The following is a 24,764-nucleotide window of genomic DNA, read 5'->3' as shown; positions in this document are numbered from 1 at the left end:
GTCAGGACGCCGCGACGATGCGATCGCCCGCGACGGCGACCTGGATCGGCGTGAGCGGTTCGAGGGCGGGTCCCTGGAGCACGTCGCCCGTTGCGGCGTCGAACATCGAGCCGTGGCACGGGCAGTGGAACTCCGACCCTGCCGCCGCGACCACGCACGCCTGGTGCGTGCAGATCGCGCTGAACGCGACGACCTGACCCGCCGTCGGCTGCGCGAGGAGGGCGGGCTCGCCGTTGATGCTCGCGTCGATGCTGCCGCCGACGGGCACATCGGCGAGCGCGGCGATGTCGTCGCCGAGGTGCGGAGCGTCGGGCCCGGCGCTCGGGTCTGGCGTGGACTCGTCGGTGGGCGTCGGCGACGGCGTCGCCGTGGCCGACGGCGTGCCGGCCGGGGCATCCGTCGTGCACGCGGCGAGCGCGAGCGCGCCGCCGACCGCGCCGACCGACCCGAGGGCCAGCACCGTGCGCCGCGTGAGATCGGTGGGATCAGTCATCGCAGGAGCTCCTTCGTTCGAGTCGCTCGCGCCGTGTGCGCGCCCATTGCCCCCATTGTGGGCGAGTGCGCACCGCGATGGTGTGAACCCACAGGATTCATTCAGGCGAATGGATCGGTGCGGGAATCCGCACCATGCCCTCCTGAGCGACACTCGCGACGAGCACGCCCTCGCGTGTGTAGATGCGGCCGAGCGAGAGGCCCCGCCCACCGCTCGCCGAAGGCGATTCCTGGACGTACAGCAACCACTCGTCGACGCGGGCGTCGCGATGCCACCACATGGCGTGGTCGAGACTCGCGATCTTGAGGCCGGGCGTGGCCCACGCCGCGCCGTGGGCGCGCAGCACGGGCTCGAGGATCGAGTAGTCGCTCGCGTACGCGAGCGCCGCGCGATGCTGCTTCGGATCGTCGGGCAGGCGGCCGAAGGCCTTCATCCACACGGCCTGGCGGGGGATGCGCTCACCCTCGACCGAGAGGTAGATCGGCGACGGGATGTGACGCACGTCGAACGCGCGCTCGTTCGACCAGTAGCGCGCGACGTCATGATCGAGTGCACCGAGCACGTCGGCCGTCGAGGGAAGGCTCTCGGGGTCGGGCAGGTCGGCTGGCATGTCGAGCTGGTGCTCGACGCCCTCGTCGTCGGTCTGGAACGACGCGATGAGCGAGAGGATCGGCTCGCCGTTCTGGTAGGCGTGCGTGCGCCTGGTCGAGAACGAGCGACCATCGTGCAGACGGTCGACCGAGAAGGTGATCGGATGCTCGACGTCGCCCGGGCGAAGGAAGTAGCCGTGCATCGAGTGGATCGTGCGGTCGGATGCCACCGTGTGCATCGCCGCCACGAGCGACTGGGCGAGCACCTGGCCGCCGAACACGCGGCCGAGCGGCATCCATTGCGACGGACCGGTGAAGATGTCCTCGGTGGTGCGAGCCCCAGTGTCAGTGAGGTGCAGGGTGCTCAGCAGGCCGTCGATGGGACCGTTCATCGTTCCTCCGTGTCGGTGGGCAATGGCCGCCGGCGCCCGCCGAGCGCGAGTCCGCCCCGGGCGGCGGCGCTCCCTTGGTAGTTTAGACAGCAGATGGTTCAGCAAATCACGCTCGCAGACAGCCTGTCGCTCGGCGACCTGCACACGTACCTCCAGCGCGCCGGCCGTGTCGAAGACGGGTCGGTGCGCCTCATCGCGGGTTCCGGCATCCTCGCGGTGTACACCGCGATCCTCTACCCTCGAGGCATCCTCGACGAGAGCCCGACCGTGCTCGGGCTCCGCACGTTCGCGCTCGCCGACGAAGAGGAGTTCGACTCGGTCGTGCCGATGCGCTCGCTCGTCGAGCGCATCGTGCGGGCCCGCGGCGAGCTCGACGACGACGCCGATTCCCGCCCGGTGTCGATGTCGAGACCGCCCGAGGTGAACACGGTCACCTGGGCGGGCATCTCGCCGCCTCGGGGCGGCTGGCGACCGCTCGGCGAGACGGATGCCGCAACGCTCGAGACCGCGGCGCGAGCGGGCATCGAGGAGGTCGCCGAGGCCATTCCCGCCGGCACCGGTGAGCAGCTCGTGCAGCGCGTTCGCTCCGAAGTGTGGGGCCGCGGTGTCGAAGGCCTGGAATTCGTGCCGACCGGTGCGGCCTTCGCGGCGTACAGCCTCGGATTCCTGGGCGACGACCTCGTCAAGCTCTTCGAGACCGGCCCGTGGACGCGGTTGTCGTCGCGTCGCGGACACGTGCTCGTGCGGCGCAAGCCCTGGACGCTGAAGGCCTAGCCCCTCGCGATCGCCCGCCCTGCCGTGCGCCCGGTGAAGAGGCATCCGCCCAGGAATGTGCCCTCGAGCGCGCGGTAGCCGTGCACGCCGCCGCCGCCGAAGCCGGCCGCCTCGCCGACCGCGTACAGGCCGCGCACCGGAGTGCCGTCGGCGCCGAGCGCGCGGGAGTGGAGGTCGGTCTGGATGCCGCCGAGGGACTTGCGGGTGAGGATGTGCAGCTTCACCGCGATGAGGGGCCCGGCCTTCGGATCGAGCACCTTGTGCGGCGTCGCGACGCGGATGAGCTTGTCGCCCCGGTACTTCCGGGCGCCGCGCACCGCGGTGAGTTGCAGGTCCTTCGAGAATTCGTTGTCGACCTCGCGATCTCGTGCCACAATCTCGCGCTCGATGTTCGCCGTGTCGAGCTCGACGTCGGGGGAGATCGCGCGCATGCCATCGAAGAGCTCGGCGAGCGTGTCGGCCACGACGAAGTCGACCCCCTGCTGCTTGAACGCCTCGACCGGAGCGGGCGCACCCGAGCCGAGCCGCTGGGCGAGGAGCTTCACGTCTTTGCCCGTGAGGTCGGGATTCTGCTCGCTGCCCGACAGGGCGAACTCCTTCTCGATGATCTTCTGCGTGAGCACGAACCAGGAGTGGTCGTGCCCGGTCGCGGCGATGTGCTCGAGTGTGCCGAGCGTGTCGAATCCCGGGAAGAGCGGCACGGGCAGCCGTTTGCCGGTCGCATCGAACCAGAGCGAAGACGGTCCGGGGAGGATCCGGATGCCGTGCATCGGCCAGATCGGGTCCCAGTTCGTGATGCCCTCGGTGTAGTGCCACATGCGGTCGCCGTTCACGAGGCGCGCGCCGGCGCGCTCGGTGATCGGCAGCATCCGCCCGTCGACGTGCGCGGGCACGCCCGAGAGCATCGAGGTGGGCGGCGTGCCCATGCGCTTCGGCCAGAACTGCCGCACGAGCTCGTGATTGCCGCCGATGCCGCCCGACGCGACGACGACCGCGGGTGCGCGCAGCTCGAACTCGCCGACCCCGTCGCGATTGGATGCCTCGCCGCGGGCTGCGTCGTCGGGTGCGAGCAGCGTGCCCTGCACGCCCACCACGGCGCCGTCTTCGACGATGAGCTCGTCGACGCGGTGACGGTGCCGGAGCTCGACCAGACCAGCCGCCTCGCCCGCCTTCACCTTCGCGATGAACGGGGCGAGGACGCCGGGGCCGGTGCCCCACACGATGTGGAACCGCGGCACCGAATTGCCGTGGCCGATGGCGTTGTAGCCGCCGCGCTCGGCCCAGCCGACGATGGGGAAGAAGCGCACGCCCTTCTCGTGGAGCCATGCGCGCTTCTCGCCGGCGGCGAAGTCGAGGTAGGCCTCGGCCCAGCGGCGGCCCCACTCGTCTTCGTCCCGGTCGAACCCTGCCGTGCCGTCCCAGTCCTGTCTCGCGAGCTCGAGCGAGTCCTTGACGCCGAGCCGGCGCTGCTCGGGCGAGTCGACGAGGAACAGGCCGCCGAACGACCAGTGCGCCTGCCCGCCGAGGCTCGCCTCGGGCTCCTGGTCGACGATGACGACGCGCTTGCCGGCGTCGACGAGCTCGGCCGCGGCGACGAGGCCCGAGAGGCCGGCGCCGACGATGATCGCGTGGGGCTCGGGCTTGGCGCGACTCGACGCGGGGGAGGTTGCGGCCACGGGGACTCCTTCGTCTCGGGTGGTGGGTCGGTGCCGGGGTGTCAGTCGTCGAAGGTGTTCAACATCGCGAAGGCCGCCCGTTGGAGATAGTCCCACAGCGTTTCTTCGGCGAGCGGTGGGAGCTCCAGCGAGTCGACCGCGACACGCATGTGCTGCAGCCACCGGTCGCGAGCGTCGGGGTTGACCTTGAACGGCTGGTGGCGCATCCGGAGCCTCGGATGCCCGCGCTGCTCGCTGTAGGTGCCCGGCCCGCCCCAGTACTGCACGAGGAACATCGTGAGACGCTCGGCGGCCGGCCCAAGGTCTTCCTCGGGATACATCGGGCGCAGCACGGGGTCGTCGGCGACGCCGCGGTAGAACTCGGCGACGAGCCGCTCGAACGTGGGCAACCCGCCGACGCTCTCGTAGAACGACGGTCCGAGGGCCGCGCCGTGCTCGGTGCCGCGCAGCGGCACGTTGGCCGGTTGCACGCGACCGGATGCCCCGATGGGCGGTTGCTCGCTCACGATGCACCCCCTCCTGATGCCGGTGGGGTCGGCGGCTTCGGCACCTTCGGCGCCCGGAGTGCGCGCGGCTGCTTGGGCCGGGCGGCGGTCGCGATCTCGGCGGCCGAGCCGGCGACGACCGAGGTCGGCGCCGTACGCGGCGGCTTCGCGCCCTTCACCCGAGTGGCGCCGTCGAAGCCCGTGAGCACGACGCTGTTCAGGCTCGGCAGCTTGACGTCCATCGCGTCGAGCGAGCGCTTCAGGCGCATGCGGAGTTCGCGCGCGACGTCGTCCTTCACCGATGAACGCACCTTCATGACGACGCGAATGACGAGCGCATCGTCGCTGATGGACTCGAGGCCCCAGATCTCGGGCTTCTCGAGCACGCGCGAACGCCACTTGCCGGATTGCGACATCTCGGTCGCCGTGCGCAGCATCTCGGCCTCGACGGCGTCGACGTCGACGTCGTAGGGCACGGCCAGGTCGAGGATGACCCGGGCCCAACCCTGGGACATGTTGCCGATACGCAGGATCTCGCCGTTGCGCACGAACCACAGTGTGCCGTTCACGTCGCGGACCTTCGTGATGCGGATCTGCACCTCCTCGACGATGCCGGTCGCAGGGCCGAGGTCGACCACGTCGCCGACGCCGAGCTGGTCTTCGACGACCATGAACATCCCGTTCAGCACGTCCTTCACGATGTTCTGCGCACCGAAGCCGAGGCCAGCGCCGACCGCGGCGGTGAGCAGTGCGAACGAGCCGAGGATCGCATCGTTGATCGTGTTGACGATGAGCAGCACCACGATGATGAACAGGGTCACGTTGACGATGTTCGTGAGCACGGAGCCGAGCGTGCGGGTTCGCTGCACGAGCCGCACGGCGGCGAGCGGCGAAGCCTGGAGCGCCTGCGTGTCGGTGACGTCCTGCTTCTGCTTGACGCCCGTGACGATGCGGGTGACAACCCGGTCGATGACGAAGTGCAGCACCCAGCGGATCAGGAACGCGATCGCGATGATGATGACGATCGAGATGAGCTTGCCGAGCACGACGTCCCAGTCGGACGCCCAGTACGCGGCGATGTTCGTCCACCACTCACCGCTCACGGGGTTGGGATCCGTGGGGGGTTCTCCTGCACCGAACATGGTCAGCAAGTCTACTGAGCCGCGACCGAGAGCTCGCTGGCATCCCGGGCCTGCGCCGCGAGCGCACGCTCGAGCTCGGCGAGCTGCTCCGAGACGAGGCGGTGCAGCGGTGCCGGCTCGGTGTTCGTCGCGAGCCAGTCGCGGGCCATGGCCGCGAGCTCGTTGGACACGAGCGGAGCGGGGAACAGGCGCGAGACCACGAGGGAGGCCATCGTGAAGCTGCGGCTCGCCCACACCGACTGCAGCATCGAGAAGTACTCGACCGCCGTTCCCGCGAGCAGCTCGGGTGCCGTCGTGCGTCGCCAGCCCTCGGCGATGGCGCGGGCGAGGTCGTTCGAGAGGCTCGTGTCGGTGGCGACCCGCCGCCACGCGGCATCCTTCACCGCCTGATCGGGGCGTGCAGCGCGCGCGGTCTCGGCGAGCTGGCGTCCCTTGGCGGTGTCGTCGCGCGCGAGGGCGTCGGCGATCTCTTCATCGGATGCCGCGCCGAGTGTCGCCCTGGCGATGACGAGCTCCCACCGAAGGTCGAGGTCGATGCCGAGCCCGGCGAGCTTGATCGAGCCGTCGAGCAGGCTGCCGAGCACATCGGCGTGGGCAGCCGTCGCCGCGATGCGGGTGAACGCCTTCACGAACTGCAGCTGCGCGTCGGACCCGGCGGGCGCGAGCTCGGCCAAGGCCCACAGCGCGTCGCCGGTCTCGGCGGCGATGCGCTCACGATGCTCCTCCGCGAGGTAGCGCGAGAGCGCGAGCTCGAGGCGGGAGAGCGCGAGTCCGCGCGCGGCCGACTGGGTCTCGTGTCCGATGCTGCCGACCACGAGCCGCACGAACTCGCTCGACGACAGCTCGGCGTCGCGCACGGCATCCCACGCCGAACCGAGGATCACGGCACGCGCGACCGGGTCGGCGATCGTCGCCAGGTGCTCGGTCGCGTTCGCGAACGAGCGCTCGTCGAGTCGCACCTTGGCGTACGTGAGGTCGTCGTCGTTCACGAGCAGCAGGTCGGGGTGACGACGGCCGACGAGCTCGGGCACCTCGGTCGCAGCGCCGTCGACGTCGAGTTCGATGCGGTGCGTGCGGGTCAGTCCGTCGTCGCCGAGCTCGTAGCAGCCGATCGCCATGCGATGGGGGCGGAGGGTCGGATGCCCCGCGCTCGCCGTCTGCTCGATGCGTGCCGCGATGATCGTGCCCGCGGCATCCCTCTCGACCACTGCCCGCATGGTGTTGACGCCGGCGGTCTCGAGCCACAGTTCGGACCACCGGGTGAGGTCTCGACCGCTCGCGCGCTCGAGCTCGTCGAGCAGGTCGCGGAGTGTGGCGTTGCCGCCGGCGTGCGCGGTGAGGTACGCGCCGACACCGCGCTGGAACGCGTCGAGGCCGACCCAGGCGACGAGCTGCTTCAGCACCGAGGCGCCCTTGTCGTAGGTGATCGCGTCGAAGTTGACCTCGACGTCGGCGAGGTCGGCGATCTCGGCGACGATCGGGTGCGTCGAGGGCAGCTGGTCCTGCTCGGCGGCGTGGGTCTTCTCATCGCTCGCGAACGTGGCCCACACGCCGGTGAACTCGGTGACCTGCGAGGTCGCGAGGGTCGACGCCCACGTGGCGAACGACTCGTTCAGCCACAGGTCGTTCCACCACTTCATCGTGACCGAGTTGCCGAACCACATGTGCGAGAGCTCGTGCAGCACGACGATCGCGCGCTGCTCGCGTCGCGCATCCGAGACGCGCGCGCGGAACAGGTAGGACTCGTTGAACGTGACGGCGCCGACGTTCTCCATGGCGCCCCAGTTGTACTCCGGCACGAAGATCTGGTCGTACTTGCCGTAGGGGTAGGGCACGCCGAAGGCGTCTTCATAGAACGCGAGACCCGCCTGCACGGCCTCGAACATCACGTCGGGCTCGGCATAGCGGGCGAGCGAGGCGCGAGTGAACACGCCGAGGGGGATGCTGCGGCCGTCGCGGCTCTGAGCGGTCGCCCGCCAGGACGCGTAGGGCCCCGCGATGAGGGCGACGATGTAGCTCGAGATGACCGGGCCGGATTCGAACGACCAGGTGGTCGTCGCGGGGGAGCTGCCCGGTGCCGGCTCGGGGGTCGGCGCGTTGCTCAGCACGAGCCAGCGCTCCGGTGCCGTCACGGTGAACCGGAACGAGGCCTTCAGGTCGGGCTGGTCGAACACGGCGAAGACGCGGTTGGCCTCGGCGACCGCGAATTCGGTGTACAGGTAGGCTTCGCCGTCGACCGGGTCGATGAACCGGTGCAGGCCCTCACCGGTGTTGGTGTAGCGGGCGTCGGCCACGACGCGCAGCTCGTTGTCGGCGGCGAGTCCCTCGAGGCGGATGCGGGTGCCGTCGCTCGCGCTCGCCGGGTCGAGCGACCGGCCGTTGAGCACGATCTCGTGCACGGCTTCGGTGCACGCCTCGATGAAGGTCGATGCCCCCTCGACGGCGCTGAATCGCACGAACGTCTCGGTCCTGAACGTCTCGCCGTCGGCCCTGAGCTCGAGCGTGACCTCGTAGCTGGGGGCGCTGACGATGGCGGCACGCTCCTCGGCTTCGATTCGCGTGAGATTGGCAGCGGGCATTGGCGGGCCTTTCGAGTGGTCGGAGCCCAGCCAGCCTAGCGACTCATCCGCCGGGGGAGCTGGTCCCCGGGAGGAGGTCGTGCTCGTAGGCGAAGATCACGAGTTGCACGCGATCGCGCGCGGCGAGCTTCTGCAGGAGCCGCCCGACGTGGGTCTTCACGGTCGACTCGGAGAGGAAGAACGTCTCGGCGATCTCGGAGTTGCTGCGGCCCTGGGCGACGGCCACGAGCACCTCCCGCTCGCGCGGGGTGAGCGTGTCGAGCTCATCGGTGGTCGTGCCCGCCCGATCGCCGTCCCGAGCGGGCAGATCGGCCGCGAACAAGTCGATCATGCGCCGGATGACGCGAGGAGCGAGCGCCGCGTCGCCGGTGTGCACCGTGCGAATGGCGGCGAGGAGCTCGGCTGGGCGGACGTCCTTGAGGAGGAATCCGCTCGCGCCCGCCCGGAGCGCGGCGAAGGCGTACTCGTCGAGGTCGAACGTCGTGAGCACGATCACGCGGGTGGGGCGAGCGGATGCCACGATCGCCTCGGTCGCGGCGATGCCGTCGACGCCCGGCATCCGTACGTCCATGAGCATCACGTCGATCTCGCGCGCCCCGGCGAGCGCGATCGCGGTGCGACCGTCGACGGCCTCACCGACGACTTCGATGCCCGCTTCGGCCTCGAGCACCATGCGGAAGCCCGCCCGAACGAGCGCCTGGTCGTCGACGATCGCGACACGGATGGGGGAGCCGATTGCCGTCATCGATCGGTCTCCGCGTCGTTCGTCGAGCCGGCGTCGGTGTGCAGCATCGCACTCACCCGCCACCCGCGTTGTGCACGCGGCCCGGCCTCGAGGGTTCCGCCGTAGAGCGCCACCCGCTCGCGCATGCCGACGAGGCCGAGCCCGCCGCCCTCGAGATCGGGGACCGATGGCGAGGTCGCGTCGTCGGTCACGGTCACGAGCACCTCCGTGTCGCGGTGCTCGAGGTCGACGTCGACCCGCGTCGCGCTCGCCGCGTAGCGGAACGCGTTCGTGAGGCCTTCCTGCACGATGCGGTAGATCGTGAGCTGAAGGTTCGGGTCCGAGACGCCCGCGCCCGTCGTCGTGAGGCGCACCGGCATGCCGGCCGCCCGGAAGCTCCCGATGAGCGCCGGGATCGCCGCCGCGCCGGGCTGCGGCGAGAGGTCCGCGGGAAGCGTGGCGGGCTCGGCGAGCACGCCCAGCATGCGCCGCATGTCGCCGAGTGCGGTGCGGCCGCTCTCGGCGACATGGCGCATCGCCTCCGCGGCTCGCTCGGGATCGCGCTCCGCGGTCGCTGCGGAGCCGTCGGCGAGCGTGACCATGACGGTGAGGCTGTGCGAGACGATGTCGTGCATCTCGCGTGCGATGCGCGAGCGCTCGACGGCGGTGGCGAGTTGCGCCTGCTGGTCGCGCTCGCGTGCGAGGTCGTGCGCTCGGGCGATGAGGGCGTTGAGGTAGCGGCGCCGGTTGCCGACCGTGACGCCGATGAGTGTCGCGATGAGCATGAGGATCGCGAACTGCACGGCGGACTCCGGGGCCCCGGCGCCGAAGGGGGCCACCGTGTCGCCGGCCTGTGCCAGGAGGGCGAGGTTGGCCGACGCGATGCCGACGACGACAGATCCGCCGAAGGCGATCCACGCGGCTCGCGTCGACCGGTAGACCGCGAGCGCGTACAGCGCGACGAGCACCGGGAACAGGTCGACCGAGCCGAACGGGTAGACGACGAGGCAGACGACCCAGGCCACGCCCATGAGGAGCCAGGGCCTGCTGCGGCGGACGAGCATGGCGGCGGCGGATGCGGCGACGGCGACGAGCTGCGCGAGTCCGAGCCAGAGCGGCGGCCCGGTCGGCACGAACACGAATGAGAGGGTGCCGAGGAACGTCGGCACGAAGTAGAGCGCGGCGATCAGTGCGTCGGTGAGCCGCGGATGCCGCGCCCAGAACTGCCGAACGACTCCCGGCGGCTTCGGCAGACGAAGTTCTCCCCCGACTACCGAAGCCGGGTAGCCGGGGGAGAGCGGTGCTTCCGTCATGGACTGGACTCTACGCGTCGCGCCTCTTCAGGAGCACCGTTGCGCCGGCGATGGATGCCCCCACCCAGGCCAGCACGATGAGGAGGTTCTCCCAGAACGACGGCGCATCGGCGGCAGCGGAGGTGTCGGAGAACATGCCGACGCCCGCCGTCGAGAGCACGTAGGGCAGCACGTCGGCGACCCATTCGGCGGGGATCATCTGCAGCACGAGCGGCAGTACGAGCAGCACGCCGACCACGGTCGCGATGCCGCCGGCACTCGAGCGGAGCATCGTGCCGACTCCGAGGGCGAACAGGGCGACGAGACCGAGGTAGAGCGCGGAGCCGAGGATCGGCAGGATCACGTCGGCGTCGAGCAGGCTCGCCGTGATGTCCGAGTCGGCGAAGACGGCCGACGCCACGAAGAACGCGCCGACGGCCGAGATCGTCGCCATCACGAAGGTCACGGCGAACAGCACCATGGCCTTCGCGGCGAGGGCCGGCAACCGGGTCGGCACGGCGGCGAGCGTCGAGCGGATCATCCCGGTCGAGTACTCACCCGTGATCACGAGCACGCCGAGCACCGCGACCACGAGCTGGCCGAAGAACGCGCCGAACGTCGACGCCTGCACGAGCAGCCCGGCTTGCGCCTCGCTCGAGAGGCCTGCGGGGCCCATCTCGGCTGCGGGACCGCCGCCGCTGATGAAGCTCAGCGACATCAGGAGCGCCATGCCGAGCGCGAGCACGACGAGGATCACATAGGACCAGATGGTCGATCGGAGGCTGCGGAGCTTGATCCACTCGGAGCGGAGCACACCCGGGAAGTTCAGCGCGGTCGTGGCGCGCTGCGCGGGTCGGGCGACGGGCGGGGTGAGCGTGGTCATCGGACGGCCTCCGTGCGGTATTCGACCGAGTCGGCGGTCAGGGCCATATAGGCCTCTTCCAGCGACGCGCTCTGCGGGGTGAGTTCGTGGATCGCGATTCCATGCAATGCGGCGAGGTCGCCGATGCCGGATGCTTCGAGGCCGGTGATCTCGAGCACCCCCGCCTCGGAGCGCACGACCGCGATCTCGGGTGCGGCGATCAGGTCGGCGAGCTGCGAGGCGTGCGGCGACCGCACGCGGACGCGGGGGCGGGTGCCCCCGGCGATGATGTCGGCGACCGGGGCGTCGGCGATGATCTCACCGCGACCGAGCACGATGAGGTGATCTGCCGTGACCGCCATCTCGCTCATGAGGTGCGAGGAGAGGAACACCGTGCGGCCCTCGGAGGCGAGGTGCCGAACGAACTGGCGCACCCAGAGCACGCCCTCGGGGTCGAGGCCGTTGACCGGCTCGTCGAGGATGAGGGTGGCGGGGTCGCCGAGCATCGCTGCCGCGATGCCGAGTCGCTGGCCCATGCCGAGCGAGAAGCCGCCGACGCGCTTGCGTGCGACGGACTCGAGCCCGGTGAGCTCGATGACCTCACGGACGCGGCTCGCGCCGATGCCGTGGGTCGCGGCCATCGCGAGGAGGTGGTTGAACGCGGTGCGGCCCGTGTGCACGGCTTTCGCGTCGAGGAGCGCGCCGACCTCGTGCAGCGGCGCCCGGTGGGCGGCATACGGCTTGCCGTTCACGGTGACGCGGCCGTCGCTGGGTCGGTCGAGACCCACGATCATGCGCATCGTGGTGGACTTGCCGGCGCCGTTGGGACCGAGGAAGCCGGTGACCTGCCCCGGCCGCACGGTGAAGCTGATGTCGTTGACGGCCGTCTTCGCGCCATAGCGCTTGACGAGCCCCTCTGCAGTGATCATGGCTCAACGCTAGGGAGAACGCGGCGCGGGGGCATCCGTCGCAGGAATGGTTCAGGCGAGGGCGGCGTGGTACCGGAGTACCACGCCGCCCTCGCCCGTGGCGCTACTGCTGCGCGTCGCGCTCCTGCGCGGCCAGGGCGCGGTCGACACCCGCGAGGCGCTCGACGATGAGGCGACGCAGTGCCGGTACCTCGGGGTGCGACTCGAGCCACGCACGGCTCGCGTCGGCGAGGGCGCGGTTCGCGAGCGGCGACGGATAGAGGCCGTCGACGAGCTTCTCGGCGATGGCGTAGCTGCGGTTCTCCCATACGTCTTCGAGCATCGCGAAGTACCGCTCGACGAAGGCTTCGAGCAGCGCCGGGTCGGTCGCTCGAAGGAAGCCCTCTGCAGTTTCGCGCACGACGGTGTTCGTCGCGGTGTCGACGTCGACGAGTGAGGCCCAGGCGCGCTCCTTGCCCTCGAGGGTCTGGATCGCCGCACGGGCGTGCGCGGCCGACTGCTGGCCCGTCGCCGTGTTGTCGGACTCGAGGCGAGCGTCGATCTCTGCATCGCCGGCTCGACCCGCGGCAACGAGCGCGATGAGCAGCTCCCAGCCGAGGTCGGTGTCGATCTCGAGTCCCTCGAGCTCGAGCGAGCCGTCGTAGAGTGCGGCGAGCTCGTCGACGTGCGAACCGGCTTCAGCGATGCCCGCGAAGTTCATCACGAACTGGAACTGGGCGTCGCTGCCCGGCGCGGCCTCTTGGGCAAGACGCCACAAGCCGTCGGCCAGCGAGCGACGAGCCTCGGCCTGTCGCTCGGGAGCGGTGTAGGCGCTCGCCGAGAGCACGGCGTTCGCGAGCACGATGCGCAGTGTCGTCGACTCGGTCTCGGCGGCGATGTTGCCGAGCACGAGCGCGAGGTAGTCGCTCGCGCGGGTCTCGGCGTCGCGCGTGGCATCCCACACCGAACTCCACACGAGAGCCCGAGCCAGGGGGTCCTCGATCGCAGAGAGGTTCGCGAGCGCCACCCCGTGCGAGGGATCGTCGAGCCGGATCTTCGCGTAGGCGAGGTCGTCGTCGTTGAGGAGCACGAGCGCGGGACGCTCGAGGCCGACGAGCTCGGCGACCTCGGTGCGGTCGCCGTCGACGTCGAGCTCGACGCGGTGCTCGCGCACGAGCTTGTCGTCGACGAGGTTGTAGAAGCCGATGGCGAGGCGGTGCGGGCGGATGGTGGGGTAGTCGGCTTCGGCCGTCTGCAGCACGGCGAACGAGGTGATCGTTCCCGCGTCATCGGCCTCGATCTCGGGACGCAGCGTGTTCACACCGGCCGTCTCGAGCCAGAGGCCCGACCAGTCGGAGAGGTCGCGGCCGCTCGCGACCTCGAGCTCGGCGAGCAGGTCGGCCAGCGTCGTGTTGCCCCACTGGTGCTTCTTGAAGTAGGCCGAGACACCGGTGAAGAACGCCTCGACGCCGACCCAGGCGACGAGCTGCTTGAGCACCGACCCGCCCTTCGCGTAGGTGATGCCGTCGAAGTTGACGAGCACGTCTTCGAGGTCGTTGATCGTCGCGACCACCGGGTGGGTCGAGGGCAGCTGGTCTTGGCGGTACGCCCAGCTCTTCTCCATGGAGTTGAAGGTGGTCCACGCCTCGGTCCACTCGGTGGCCTCGGCGGTGGCGATCGTCGACGCCCACTCGGCGAACGACTCGTTCAGCCAGAGGTCGTTCCACCACTTCATCGTGACGAGGTCGCCGAACCACATGTGGGCGAGCTCGTGCAGGATCGTGACGACGCGGCGCTCGCGCACGGCGTCGGTCACCTTGGAGCGGAACACGTAGAACTCGGTGAACGTCACCGCACCCGCGTTCTCCATGGCGCCGGCGTTGTACTCGGGAACGAAGAGCTGGTCGTACTTCTCGAAGGGGTACGGCACGTCGAACTTCGCCTCGAAGTACTCGAAGCCCTGCTTCGTCTTCTCGAAGATGTAGTCGGCGTCGAGGTACTGCGACAGGCTCTTGCGGCTGAAGACACCGAGCGGGATGACCCGGCCGTCGCTGCTCGTCAGCTCATCGCGCACCACGGCGTACGGGCCGGCGATGAGCGCGGTGATATAGCTCGAGATGCGGGCGGTGGGCGTGAACGCCCACGTCTTCGCGCCGTCGTGCGCGTCGACCGGGTCGGGTGTGGGGGAGTTCGACACGACCTCCCAGTGGGCGGGTGCGGTCACGGTGAACCGGAACGACGCCTTCAGGTCGGGCTGCTCGAACACGGCGAACATGCGCCGGGAGTCGGGCACCTCGAACTGGGTGTAGAGGTACACCTCGCCGTCGACCGGGTCGACGAAGCGGTGCAGGCCCTCGCCGGTGTTCATGTAGCGCCCGTCGGCCACGACCGTCAGCTCGTTCTCGGCTTCGAGATTTGGCAGCTGGATGCGAACGCCGTCGCTCGCCTCGGCCGGGTCGAGTGAGACGCCGTTCAGGGTGATCGAGTGCACCGCCGCGGTGATCGCGTCGATGAACGTGGAGGCGCCGGCTTGCGCCGAGAAGCGCACGGTCGTCTCGCTGCGGAACACCTCCGGCCCAGTGGTCACATCGAGCACGACGTCATAGTCGTGCACCGAGACCAGCGCGGCGCGCTCCTCGGCTTCGATTCGGGTGAGGTTCTCTCCGGGCACGTGGGCTCCTTCGCAGCTCATCGACGCGGCTCGTGGCCGCAGGCAATGAGGAACAGCCTAGTCCCGCGGACGCCGGATCGGCGGGGTCATCCTGCGCACGAACGTGGCAGCATCGGATGCCTCGCGGCGCGGGGTTGCCGACGGGGGCGGCGCGTCACCAGCCGGCGCGCTCGTAGTCCTTCAGGAACACCCCCGTCAGGTCCTCGCCCGCCTCGCCGCGCACGATCGGGTCGTAGACCCGCGCGGCGCCGTCGACGAGGTCGAGCGGTGCGTGGAAGCCCTCCTCGGCGAGCCGCACCTTGGTCGGATGCGGGCGCTCGTCGGTGATCCAGCCTGTGTCGACGCTCGTCATGAGGATGCCGTCGGCGAACATCTCCTTGGCGCTCGTGCGCGTGAGCATGTTCATCGCCGCCTTCGCCATGTTCGTGTGCGGATGCCCCGGCCCCTTGTAGCCACGGCTGAACACGCCCTCCATGGCCGACACGTTGACGACGTAGCTGCGGCGAGCGGTCGTCGCAGCGAGCGACGCTCGCAGGCGGCTCACGAGGATGAAGGGCGCCGTGGTGTTGCAGAGCTGCACCTCGAGCATCTCGAGCGGGTCGACGTCCTGCACCACGGCGCTCCAGCTGTTCTCGTGGTGGAGGTCGGGCACGAGGCCGCCGGCATCGATCGCAGTGCGCTCGGCGAGCCTGGCGAGCGAACTCGATCCGGGGGCGAGCGCGAGCGCGGTCAGGTCGTCGGCGGTCATCGTGCCGGCGAAGAGGCCGGACGAGAGCACCGGATGACTCGACACGGACTCCGCGAGGGCGAGCGGATGCGCATCGCTCGTGTGACCGAAGCTCACGAGCTCGGGCATCGGCCCATCAGGCAGCGGCGAGGACTCCGCCTCGACGAGCGGGGCGTACGAGCCGGGCGAGCGGCGCACCGTCTGCGCCGCATTGTTGATGAGGATGTCGAGCGGGCCCTGTGCTGCCACGTCGTCTGCGAGCGCGATGACCTGCGCCGGGTCGCGCAGGTCGATGCCGACGACCCGCAACCGGTGCAGCCACTCGCCCGCGTCGGGCATCGCAGCGAACCGACGCGCGGCGTCGCGCGGGAACCGCGTGGTGATCGTGGTGTGGGCGCCGTCACGCAGCAGCCGCAACGCGATGTACATGCCGATCTTCGCGCGACCGCCGGTGAGCAGTGCGCGCTTGCCTGTGAGGTCGGTGCGTGCGTCGCGCTTGGCATGGCTGGTCGCGGCACAGGACGGACAGAGCTGGTGGTAGAACGCGTCGACGAGCGTGTACCGCTGCTTGCAGATGTAGCAGGGGCGCGCCACGCGGAGTTCGCCCGCAGTGCGCGCATCGGTGCCGCTGATGAGGTCTGCGCCGCGCGTCTCGTCATCGATCCGGGTCGGAGCGCCGGTCGCCGTCGCGGCGATGACGGCGCGGTCGGCGTCCTGCACGACTCGCCGCTTCTCGAGGCGGCGTGCGACCTTGACGGCCTTGAACATCTTCGCCGTCGCCCGGCGCACGGTCTCGAAGTCGGGGTCGTGCTCGTCGAGCTCGCTGAGCGTGGCCAGGACCCGCAGCGTCGTCTCGAGATCTCGCGCGTCGATCATGGGCGCGCTGGCGGATTCGGAGTCGGCGGAGGGCATCCGCGCATTCTACGGGCTGCAGGCCTCCGAGCACCTGTGTGCGAACAGCCGTTGCCGGTGGAGTCGACAGAGTAGCGTGACCGCATGGTCACCAGCACGGATGCGTCGGCTGCGACGGCCGACCGGTATCGCTCGTTCGCCGAGGTCGAGGCGCGCGGCATGTCCGCCACCTATGAGGCCTGGGCAGCCGGAGTCGCGACGGATGCCACGACGCTGGCGCTCATCGACGAGTTGCCGTCGCCGAAGCGCCAACCGAACCTCGTCTTCTCGGCCGCGCGCCTGCTCGGAGCGCAGCCCGGTCCGTATCCGGCGTTCGCCGGCTGGCTCGCCGAGCACTGGAGCGAGGTGCGCGAGGTCGCGCTCACCCACGCGACGCAGACGAACGAGGCCGCCCGCTGTGCACTGCACGTTCCCGTGCTCGGCGGCATCGAGGGACCGATCGCACTGCTCGAGGTCGGCGCCTCGGCCGGACTCTGCCTCTACCCCGACCGTTACAGCTACCGCTATTCAGGACGCGAACCGCTCGACCCGGCCGACGGGCCCAGCCCTGTCGTCCTCGAGTGCACCCTCCTCGGCGACACGCCCGCACCCGTGCCGCCGCACCTTCCTGAGATCGTCTGGCGTGCGGGCATCGACCTCAGCCCCCTCGACGTGCGCTCGCCGGCCGACGTCGACTGGCTCGACGCCCTCGTCTGGCCCGAGCACGACGATCGTCGCGCCAGGCTCCGCATGGCCGCCGCGATCGCCGCGCAAGACCCGCCCCGCCTCGTCAGCGGCGACCTCAACGAGCAGCTCGCCGCGCTCGCCGCGTCCGCGCCGTCCGATGCCACGCTCGTCGTCTTCCACACCGCCGTGCTCATGTACCTCGACGAGGCCGGTCGCGGAGACTTCGTCCGGCAGGTGCGCGACCTGCCCGGCCACTGGCTGTCAGCCGAAGGCCGAACCGTCATTCGCGGCATCCGCGTGCGCGACGATGTGCCGAACGACAGCTCCGATCTCGTGCTCGCCCTCGACGGCGAGCAGCTCGCGTGGGCGCAGCCGCATGGACGCGCCCTCCGGTGGGTGCCGAATCCCTAGACTTGGCGCATGCGCATCCACATCGCGACCGACCACGCCGGCCTCGAGTTCAGCCGCACCCTCGTCGACCACCTGACCAACGGCGGTCATGAGGTCGTCGACCACGGCCCCACCGAGTACGACCCGCTCGACGACTACCCGGCGTTCTGCATCAACGCGGCACTCGGGGTCGCACGCGACCAGGCTGCGGGCGTCCGTGCACTCGGAGTCGTGTTCGGCGGCTCGGGCAACGGCGAGCAGATCGCCGCGAACAAGGTCCGGGGCATCCGTGCGGCCCTCGTCTGGAGCATGGACACCGCGATGCTCGCCCGCGAGCACAACGACGCCAACGTCATCTCGATCGGTGCCAGGCAGCACACCGTCCAAGAGGCGATCCGCTACATCGACGCGTTCATCGCCGAGCCGTTCTCGGGCGACGAGCGGCACGTGCGCCGCATCGCGCAGCTCGCCGAGTACGAGACGACCGGCGACATCACCGGCAAGGGCGTCGACGTCGACCCCGGCGAGGCCTAGCAGCGCGATGCCCGAGGGTCACTCCGTCCATCGCATCACCCGCCAGTTCGAGCGCAACTTCGTCGGCCACGTCGTGCACGCGTGGAGCCCGCAGGGCCGGTTCGCCCTGGGTGCCGCTGAGATCGACGGGCGACGGATGACCGATGCCCGTGCCGTGGGCAAGCAGATGTTCCTCGGCTTCGAGGGCGACGTGTGGCTGCGCGTGCACCTGGGCATGTACGGCGCATGGGACTTCGCCGGCGACATCCGCATGGATGCCACGATCGCGTCGGCGAACGGCCGCATGGGCCAGACCAACCAGAAGGGCACGTTCCTCGAGGGCCCGAACCCCGACGCGGTCGTGTTCGACACGGCGGGAGAGAACTCGCTCACCTCGATCGGGGCGCCTCGCAAGGCGCGTCTTCGCATGTCCGAGTCCGAGAAGGAGGGTGGCGACCTCGCGACGTTCCCGCCCGAACCGGTCGGGCAGGTCCGCGTGCGCCTGCTCACCGACACGATCTGCGCCGACCTGCGCGGCCCCACGGCGTGCGAGGTGCTCGACCCTGCCCAGGTCGAGGCCGTGGTCGCGAGGCTTGGCCCCGACCCCCTCATCGACGCGGGCCGTGCGGCCGAAGACCGGTTCGTGGCATCCGTCACCAAGAAGCCCACGCCCATCGCGCTGCTCCTCATGGACCAGAACGTCGTCGCCGGCATCGGCAACGTGTACCGAGCCGAACTGCTCTTCCGCGCCCGCCAGAACCCGCACACGCCGGGCCGGCTCGTGCCCGAAGAGCACGTTCGCCACTTGTGGCACGACTGGGCCAAGCTCCTCCGCCTCGGCGTCGAGACCGGCCAGATGATGACCATGGACGACCTCGACCCCGAGGCGTATCGCGCGGCGCTCGCCAACCGGGCCGACCGGCACTGGGTCTACAAGCGCGAGGGTCTGCCATGCCGCGTGTGCGGCACGAACATCGTGCTCGAGGAACTGGGTGCCCGAAAGCTCTACTGGTGCCCCTACTGCCAGGCCTGAACCACCCGCCCGCCGAAGGAATCGCATGCGCCAGAACCCCAGCTTCACGCTCGCGAGCGACGAGGGCATCAAGCGCCTGATCCGCGAGCACCCGTGGATGACGATCGTGAGCATGACGGATGCCGCAGGACTCGTGGCATCCCACTACCCGGTGCTCCTCGACGAGGAGGCCGACGGCATCGTGCTGCTCACGCACGTCGGTCGCCCAGACGAGGTCGTGCACGAGCTCGGACGCCACGAGGTGATGATCATCGTGCAGGGCCCGCACGGCTACATCTCGCCCGGCTGGTACGACGCGAATCCCGCCGTGCCGACCTGGAACTTCGTCACCGCGCACCTCTACGGCACGCCCGAGCTGCTCCCCGCCCACGAGAACCTGCGCGTGCTGGAGTCGCTCGTCGACCACTTCGAAGACGCGATGCCCGAGCCTCGCCGCATGCGCGGCACGGCCGAGAACTCGGAGTACGCCGACCGCATCGCGACGGGCACCGTCGGACTGCGCATCCCGATCACGCGGTTCACGGCGAAGAACAAGATGAGCCAGAACCGACCGGTTGAGACGGTCGACCGCATCATCGACGAACTCGAGGGCGATGGCCCGTACGCGAGTCCCGCGCTCGCCGCGGAGATGCGGCGAACGCATGAGGCGCTGCGAGCGGCGCGGGCGAACTCGGCGGCCGGCGCGTGAACGGCGACGTGCGCCTCACGTCGGCGCGGCTGCCCGGCGTCGAGGGGCTCGTCGACGTGCACGTGGCCGGTGGGATCGTCGCGGCGATCACGCCTGCGGGCGCCGCACCGCCTCGCGACGGGGCATCCGTCGCCGTTCGCGACATCGACGTCGAGGGTCGCTGGGTGATCCCAGGGCTCCACGACCGCCACGTGCACGCCTCGCAATGGGCGATGGTGTCGCGCAGGCTCGACCTGGCGGGCGCCGACTCGGCGGCGGCGGTCGCGGCGCTTGTCGCGGCATCCGTCGACCGTGGCGACGCCGAGGTGATCGGGTTCGGCTACCGCGACGGGCTGTGGACCGATGCCCCGACTCGCGCCGTGCTCGATGCGGTCTCGGGCGACGTGCCGGTCGTGCTCGTCGCGGCCGACCTGCACGCGTGCTGGCTGAACTCGGCCGCGGTCCGCCGCCACGGCGTCGAGCAGCTCGCGGGCGCGAGCGGGCTGCTCCGTGAAGACGACTGCTTCCGCCTCGTTCGCGCGATCGATGACGTCGCCGACGACGTGCTCGACGAATGGGTGGCCGAGGCCGCCGCACGCGCGGCGGCTCGCGGCGTGGTCGGCATCGTCGACTACGAGATGCGCTGGAATCGCGACGACTGGGTGCGGCGCGTGGGCTCGGGCCTCCGTTCGCTGCGCGTGTCGTTCGGCATCTATACGCAGCATCTCGATCGGGCGATCGCCGAGGGCCTTCGTACCGGCGAGGTCGTTCCCGGCACCGACGGCCTCGTCACCGTCGGCGCCTACAAGGTCATCACCGACGGCTCCCTGAACACCCGCACCGCGTGGTGCTTCGACCCGTACCCGGGCCTGGCGCCCGACGAGCACCCCTACGGCCTCGCGACCGTGTCGTACGACGAGCTCGTGCCGCTCATGCGCCGCGCGCACGAGGCCGGCATCGCCCCGGCGGTGCACGCGATCGGCGACCGGGCCAACGCTCGAGTGCTCGACGCGTTCGAGGCGGTCGGATGCAGCGGCTCGATCGAGCACGCCCAGCTGCTGCGCAGGGAAGACGTCGCCCGCTTCGCGCAACTCGGCGTCGTCGCGAGCGTGCAGCCCGAGCACGCGATGGACGACCGCGACGTCGCCGACCGCTATTGGGCCGGACGCACCGACCGCGCCTTCATGCTGGCCGACCTCGCGGCGGCCGGCGTCGAGCTCGCCCTCGGCTCCGACGCGCCGGTGGCGCCGCTCGACCCCTGGGTCGCGATCTCCGCGGCGGTCGGCCGCGCCCGCGACGGGCGCGAGCCGTGGCATCCCGAGCAGGCGATCGAGGCGCGTGCCGCGCTGGTCGCATCCACCGGTGGTCGGGGAGCAGTGGTCCGGTCCGGAGCCCCGGCCGATCTCGCCATCGTCGAGCTCGATCCGCTCGCGGCATCCGCCGACGACCTTCGCACGATGCCCGTCGCGGCGACGCTGCTCGCAGGCCGCTTCACGCACGACGCGCGCTGAGACTTCGGGGGAAAACCCCCGACCCGATCCGGCTGCCCACCGGCTGTGGCGGCCCAGCCGCGCTCACGAGGCTGGAAGCATGCCTGAAGCACGCACCCATACCTCTCGTCTCCGTCGCCCGCGGGCGACGCTCAGCGCCCTCGCCGCAGTCGCCGCCGGCGGCCTCATCGCCGTGGCCTTCGCCGGCTGCGGCATCGCCGGCCCCGGCCAGGTCTCGACGATCGGCAAGGTCGACTTCGACAAGCCCCTCGCGATCCCTCCGCTCGCCGAGTCGACCGTCGACGCCGACGGCACCCGGGTCTTCGCCCTCGACGCCCAGGCCGGCGCGACCGAGTTCGAACCCGGGGAGTCGAGCGACACCTGGGGCTTCAACGGCCGCTACCTCGGCCCGACCATCGTCGCGAAGCGCGGCGAGCACGTGCGGGTCGACATGACGAACTCGCTCGACGAGCCCACGACCGTGCACTGGCACGGCATGCACCTGCCCGCCGAAATGGACGGCGGGCCGCACCAGATGGTCGAGCCGGGCGGCTCATGGTCGCCCGAATGGGACATCGACCAGCAGGCCGCGACGCTCTGGTACCACCCGCACCCTCACGGCGAGACCGAAGACCACGTCTCCCGCGGGCTCGCGGGCATGTTCCTCGTACAGGACGACGCCGAGGCCGCGCTCGCACTGCCGCGCGAGTACGGGGTCGACGACGTGCCGGTCATCGTCCAGGACACCGGGTTCTCGGCTGAGGGCGAGCAGGAGGCGAACCCGCGCGGGTACGCGGGCGGACTCGGCGACGAGCTCATCGTCAACGGAACGCGCGGCCCCTACCTCGACGTCCACGACGAGGTCGTGCGCCTCCGGCTCCTGAACGCGTCGACGGCGCGCAGCTACGCCTTCGCCTGGAGCGATGGCCGGCCGATGGAGCTCATCGGCACCGATGGCGGCCTCCTCGAAGCACCCGTCGAGCTCGACCACGTGCGGCTGTCACCGGGGGAGCGGGCCGAAGTGCTCCTGCGCGTCACGCCCGGCGAGGAGGTCGTCCTGCAGTCGCGGATGACCCCCGAGATCGCCGCGCTCGTGGGACCCGTCGCTGCGACGAACGGCGGCACGGATTCGTTCGACGTACTTCAGGTGCGTGCGGCCGACGAGCTCGACCCGGCCCCGGCAGTGCCCGAGCAGTTGAACAGCATCCCGGCCTTCGACGAGGCCGAGGTCGTGACGACCCGCACGTTCGAACTGAACGACAGCTTCGAGATCAACGGCGAGGCGATGGACATGGGCCGCATCGATGAGACCGTCACGGTCGGCACCCTCGAGCGCTGGGTGGTCGAGAACGCGACCTCGGTGCCGCACAGCTTCCACGTGCACGACGTGCAGTTTCGCGTCGCCTCCATCGACGGCGCTGCGCCGCCGCCCGAGCTCGCCGGCTGGAAGGACACGATCTTCACCGAGCCCGAGACCGAGTACGAGCTCCTGATGCGCTTCGAGGACTACTCCGATCCCGACACGCCGTACATGTACCACTGCCACCTGCTGTGGCACGAGGACCAGGGGATGATGGGGCAGTTCGCCGTCGTCGAGCCGGGTCAGCGTGCGACGATGACTGAGGGAACCCACCATGAGCACTGAGATCATCACCGAGACGCCGACGGATGTCGCGCCCGCGCGCAGCCACGGCCGCAGCTACTGGTCGCTGTGGAAGACGGTGCCGCGCGAGTTCGGCTTCCTCATCCTCACGATGCCGATCGCGATCGTCGGCCTCGTCGTGCTCTCGACGACGTTCTTCACCGGACTCGGGCTCATCTTCATCGTGTTCGGCATCTTCATCGTCGTCGCATCGCTCTTCATCGCCCGCGGCTTCGGCACGCTCGAGCTCGTGCGGCTCGAGTGGGCCGGGCGCCCGGCCGTGCGGCCGGCCGGCGTGGGATCACGTCGACCGCGACCAGGGCTTCTGGCGCACGATGTTCGCGCCGTTCATCGACGGTCACTACTGGCTCTCCCTCCTGCACGGCGTGATCATCAACCCGATCGTCAGCATCGTCTCGTGGGTCCTCACCGTGGTGTGGACCTCGGTGGCGCTCGGCGGGCTCACCGGGTGGATCTGGCAGCGCTACATCCCCGACGGCAGCGACGGCCGCGACTTCTGGCTGTACGACGTCGTCGTCGACTTCCTCTTCCCGGGCAACGCGCTGTCGGTGGATCCCCGCATCGGCGAGGGCATCTTCGAGTTCATCATCGGGCTGATCTTCCTCGCCACCCTGCCGTTCGTGTTCCGCGGACTCACGCTGCTTCACGATGTCATCGCGCGGGGCCTGCTCGGTTCGTGGCGTTCCGAGGCGCTCGAACGGGAGGTGCAGCAGCTCGCGGCATCCCGTGGCGCGGCGGTGCAGGCCGAAGACGCCTCGCTGCGACGCCTCGAGCGCGACATCCACGACGGACCGCAGCAGCGCCTCGTGCGCCTGCAGATGGACCTCGCCACGATCGAGCGCAAGCTCGACCGCGACCCGGATGCGGCCCGCGAGCTCATCGTCGAGGCGCGCGACCAGGCGCGGGAGACCCTCGACGAGTTGCGCGCCCTGTCGCGCGGCTTCGCCCCGCCGATCCTCCAGGACCGCGGCCTCGCCGCGGGGCTGGAGTCGCTCGCCACGCGGAGTCCGGTGCCGGTGACCGTCGAGATGGACCTGCCGCCGGATGCCGCGCTCCCGACCGCGATCGAACGCAACGCCTACTTCGTGGCCGCCGAGCTCCTCACCAACGCGGTCAAGCACGCCGATGCCACGGGCATCCGACTGCGCGTTTCGACGCGCGACACCGGAGCGACCGGGCACTGGCTGGATGTCTGGGTCACCGATAACGGAACAGGCGGCGCCGTCTCGACGCCGGGTCACGGCCTCGCCGGACTCACCGAGCGCGTCTACGGGCTGCGGGGAACTCTCGTGGTCGACAGCCCCCCGGGCGGGCCGACCATGATCGGCGCGCACATTCCGTATACGCCGCTCGGGGCATCCGGCATCGTCTGATCGTCGACGTCGCCCGCCCGGCGGTGACCCCGCCGGGCGGGCGATGGCGGCCGTCGCGCCGCTAATGTGGGGGCATGACCGACCCCGCCCGCGGCCCGCTTCGAATCGTGCTCGCCGAGGACTCGGTGCTCTTGCGCGAGGGCCTCGTACGGCTCTTCGACGAGGCGGGATTCGAGACGGTCGCGGCCTATGGCGAAGCCGACTCGCTGCTTGCCGCGATCGATGAGACCGACCCCGACCTCGCCGTCCTCGACGTGCGGATGCCGCCCACGTTCCGCGACGAGGGCGTGCGTGCCGCGATCGAACTGCGGCGGCGCAAGCCGAAGCTCGGCGTGCTGCTGCTCAGCCAATACGTGGAGGGCACGTATGCCCACGAACTGCTCTCATCGGGCGAAGGCGGCATGGGCTACCTGCTGAAGGACCGCGTGGCATCGCTCGACGAGCTCGAAGACGCGGTGGAGCGGGTGAGTCAGGGCGGCACCGTGCTCGACCCGCAGGTCGTTCGCGAGCTGCTCTCGCGGCGCAGCGACCCGCTGGAATCGCTCACCCCGCGCGAACGCGAGGTGATGACGCTCATGGCCGAGGGCCGCACGAATGCAGGCATCGCGAAACAGCTCTACATCGGCGTCGGCGCGGTGGAGAAGAACGTCACCTCGATCTTCCAGAAGCTCAACCTGGAAGACTCGGGCACCGACCACCGGCGCGTGCTCGCGGTGCTCACCTGGCTGCAGCGGTAGCCGAC

The 24,764-nt window shown here is 70.3% G+C and carries 21 protein-coding genes and 1 pseudogene; 10 read left to right on the top strand and 12 right to left on the bottom strand.

The genetic code is table 11. The features are described from left to right. Position 1: 1 nt before the first annotated feature. Both QFZ26_RS00650 and QFZ26_RS00645 read right to left on the bottom strand, forming a co-directional pair. The gene (locus QFZ26_RS00650; protein WP_307038559.1) at positions 2–493 is read right to left on the bottom strand and encodes a QcrA and Rieske domain-containing protein; all 492 of its coding nucleotides are present in this window, start codon (positions 491–493) and stop codon (positions 2–4) included. Positions 494–590: 97 nt separating this feature from the next. Beyond that, entirely contained in the window at positions 591–1,475 is an 885-nt protein-coding gene (locus QFZ26_RS00645) for an acyl-CoA thioesterase (RefSeq protein ID WP_307038558.1), read from the bottom strand. A 93-nt stretch (positions 1,476–1,568) separates the two neighbouring features. Here QFZ26_RS00645 and QFZ26_RS00640 point away from each other — a divergent pair, with 93 nt between their 5' ends. Next, positions 1,569–2,249 (top strand): hypothetical protein, encoded by a 681-nt coding sequence (locus QFZ26_RS00640; protein ID WP_307038557.1) that lies wholly within the window; start codon positions 1,569–1,571, stop codon positions 2,247–2,249. On the opposite strand, the gene QFZ26_RS00635 is transcribed toward QFZ26_RS00640, so the two are convergent. From QFZ26_RS00635 to QFZ26_RS00590, 10 genes are all read right to left on the bottom strand, one after another. Further along, positions 2,246–3,925: an FAD-binding dehydrogenase gene (locus QFZ26_RS00635; RefSeq protein ID WP_307038556.1), complete on the bottom strand. Its 1,680-nt coding sequence runs from the start codon at positions 3,923–3,925 to the stop codon at positions 2,246–2,248. The two genes, QFZ26_RS00640 and QFZ26_RS00635, sit on opposite strands and share 4 nt — an antisense overlap. A gap of 41 nt (positions 3,926–3,966) precedes the next feature. Continuing rightward, positions 3,967–4,374, bottom strand: coding sequence for a globin (locus QFZ26_RS00630; protein WP_307044870.1), 408 nt, complete (start codon positions 4,372–4,374; stop codon positions 3,967–3,969). A 53-nt stretch (positions 4,375–4,427) separates the two neighbouring features. Further along, the gene (locus QFZ26_RS00625; protein ID WP_307038555.1) at positions 4,428–5,552 is read right to left on the bottom strand and encodes a mechanosensitive ion channel family protein; all 1,125 of its coding nucleotides are present in this window, start codon (positions 5,550–5,552) and stop codon (positions 4,428–4,430) included. Positions 5,553–5,563: 11 nt separating this feature from the next. Next, on the bottom strand, positions 5,564–8,131 hold the full coding sequence (pepN, locus tag QFZ26_RS00620; RefSeq protein WP_307038554.1) for an aminopeptidase N: 2,568 nt from the start codon (positions 8,129–8,131) through the stop codon (positions 5,564–5,566). A gap of 43 nt (positions 8,132–8,174) precedes the next feature. Next, entirely contained in the window at positions 8,175–8,876 is a 702-nt protein-coding gene (locus QFZ26_RS00615) for a response regulator transcription factor (protein ID WP_307038553.1), read from the bottom strand. Beyond that, a complete protein-coding gene (locus tag QFZ26_RS00610) occupies positions 8,873–10,168 on the bottom strand; it encodes a sensor histidine kinase (protein WP_307038552.1) in 1,296 nt (431 codons plus the stop codon). Before QFZ26_RS00610 ends, QFZ26_RS00615 begins: the two co-directional genes overlap by 4 nt. Before the next feature lie 10 nt (positions 10,169–10,178). Continuing rightward, on the bottom strand, positions 10,179–11,030 hold the full coding sequence (locus tag QFZ26_RS00605; RefSeq protein ID WP_307038551.1) for an ABC transporter permease subunit: 852 nt from the start codon (positions 11,028–11,030) through the stop codon (positions 10,179–10,181). Further along, positions 11,027–11,938, bottom strand: a complete 912-nt coding sequence (locus tag QFZ26_RS00600; protein WP_307038550.1) for an ABC transporter ATP-binding protein — start codon at positions 11,936–11,938, stop codon at positions 11,027–11,029. Before QFZ26_RS00600 ends, QFZ26_RS00605 begins: the two co-directional genes overlap by 4 nt. 103 nt (positions 11,939–12,041) lie before the next feature. Beyond that, positions 12,042–14,588, bottom strand: coding sequence for an aminopeptidase N (pepN, locus tag QFZ26_RS00595; RefSeq protein WP_307038549.1), 2,547 nt, complete (start codon positions 14,586–14,588; stop codon positions 12,042–12,044). 154 nt (positions 14,589–14,742) lie between these two features. After that, positions 14,743–16,227, bottom strand: a complete 1,485-nt coding sequence (locus QFZ26_RS00590; protein WP_307038548.1) for an SDR family NAD(P)-dependent oxidoreductase — start codon at positions 16,225–16,227, stop codon at positions 14,743–14,745. Between the two features lie 84 nt (positions 16,228–16,311). On the opposite strand from QFZ26_RS00590, the gene QFZ26_RS00585 reads away from it, so the two are divergent. The 9 genes and pseudogenes from QFZ26_RS00585 (at position 16,312) to QFZ26_RS00545 (ending at position 24,759) form a co-directional block, all read left to right on the top strand. After that, positions 16,312–17,304: a DUF2332 domain-containing protein gene (locus QFZ26_RS00585; protein ID WP_307038547.1), complete on the top strand. Its 993-nt coding sequence runs from the start codon at positions 16,312–16,314 to the stop codon at positions 17,302–17,304. 9 nt (positions 17,305–17,313) lie between these two features. Next, positions 17,314–17,817 carry a ribose-5-phosphate isomerase gene (locus QFZ26_RS00580; RefSeq protein ID WP_307038546.1) on the top strand — a complete coding sequence of 168 codons (504 nt, stop codon included), beginning with the start codon at positions 17,314–17,316 and terminating at the stop codon, positions 17,815–17,817. 7 nt (positions 17,818–17,824) lie between these two features. Beyond that, a complete protein-coding gene (locus QFZ26_RS00575; protein WP_307038545.1) occupies positions 17,825–18,829 on the top strand; it encodes an Fpg/Nei family DNA glycosylase in 1,005 nt (334 codons plus the stop codon). 25 nt (positions 18,830–18,854) lie between these two features. Continuing rightward, a complete protein-coding gene (locus QFZ26_RS00570; protein WP_307038544.1) occupies positions 18,855–19,517 on the top strand; it encodes an FMN-binding negative transcriptional regulator in 663 nt (220 codons plus the stop codon). Further along, positions 19,514–21,007, top strand: a complete 1,494-nt coding sequence (locus QFZ26_RS00565) for an amidohydrolase (RefSeq protein WP_307038543.1) — start codon at positions 19,514–19,516, stop codon at positions 21,005–21,007. The genes QFZ26_RS00570 and QFZ26_RS00565 overlap by 4 nt, the downstream gene beginning before the upstream one ends. A 79-nt stretch (positions 21,008–21,086) precedes the next feature. Beyond that, positions 21,087–22,631, top strand: a complete 1,545-nt coding sequence (locus tag QFZ26_RS00560) for a multicopper oxidase family protein (RefSeq protein ID WP_307038542.1) — start codon at positions 21,087–21,089, stop codon at positions 22,629–22,631. Beyond that, a pseudogene (locus QFZ26_RS18805) lies at positions 22,621–23,260 on the top strand (sensor domain-containing protein); the annotation flags it as partial. The gene QFZ26_RS00560 and the pseudogene QFZ26_RS18805, both read left to right, overlap by 11 nt. Positions 23,261–23,467: 207 nt before the next feature. Continuing rightward, complete coding sequence (locus QFZ26_RS18800) at positions 23,468–24,022, top strand: sensor histidine kinase (protein ID WP_373460742.1); 555 nt, start codon at positions 23,468–23,470, stop codon at positions 24,020–24,022. A 74-nt stretch (positions 24,023–24,096) separates the two neighbouring features. After that, the gene (locus tag QFZ26_RS00545) at positions 24,097–24,759 is read left to right on the top strand and encodes a response regulator transcription factor (protein WP_307038540.1); all 663 of its coding nucleotides are present in this window, start codon (positions 24,097–24,099) and stop codon (positions 24,757–24,759) included. Positions 24,760–24,764 lie beyond the last annotated feature (5 nt).

The sequence above is a fragment of the Agromyces ramosus genome, assembly GCF_030817175.1.
GTDB classification, from domain to species: Bacteria; Actinomycetota; Actinomycetes; order Actinomycetales; family Microbacteriaceae; genus Agromyces; species Agromyces ramosus_A.
Note: the sequence above shows the minus strand (reverse complement) of the source record. Positions and strands in the feature narration are given on the sequence as shown.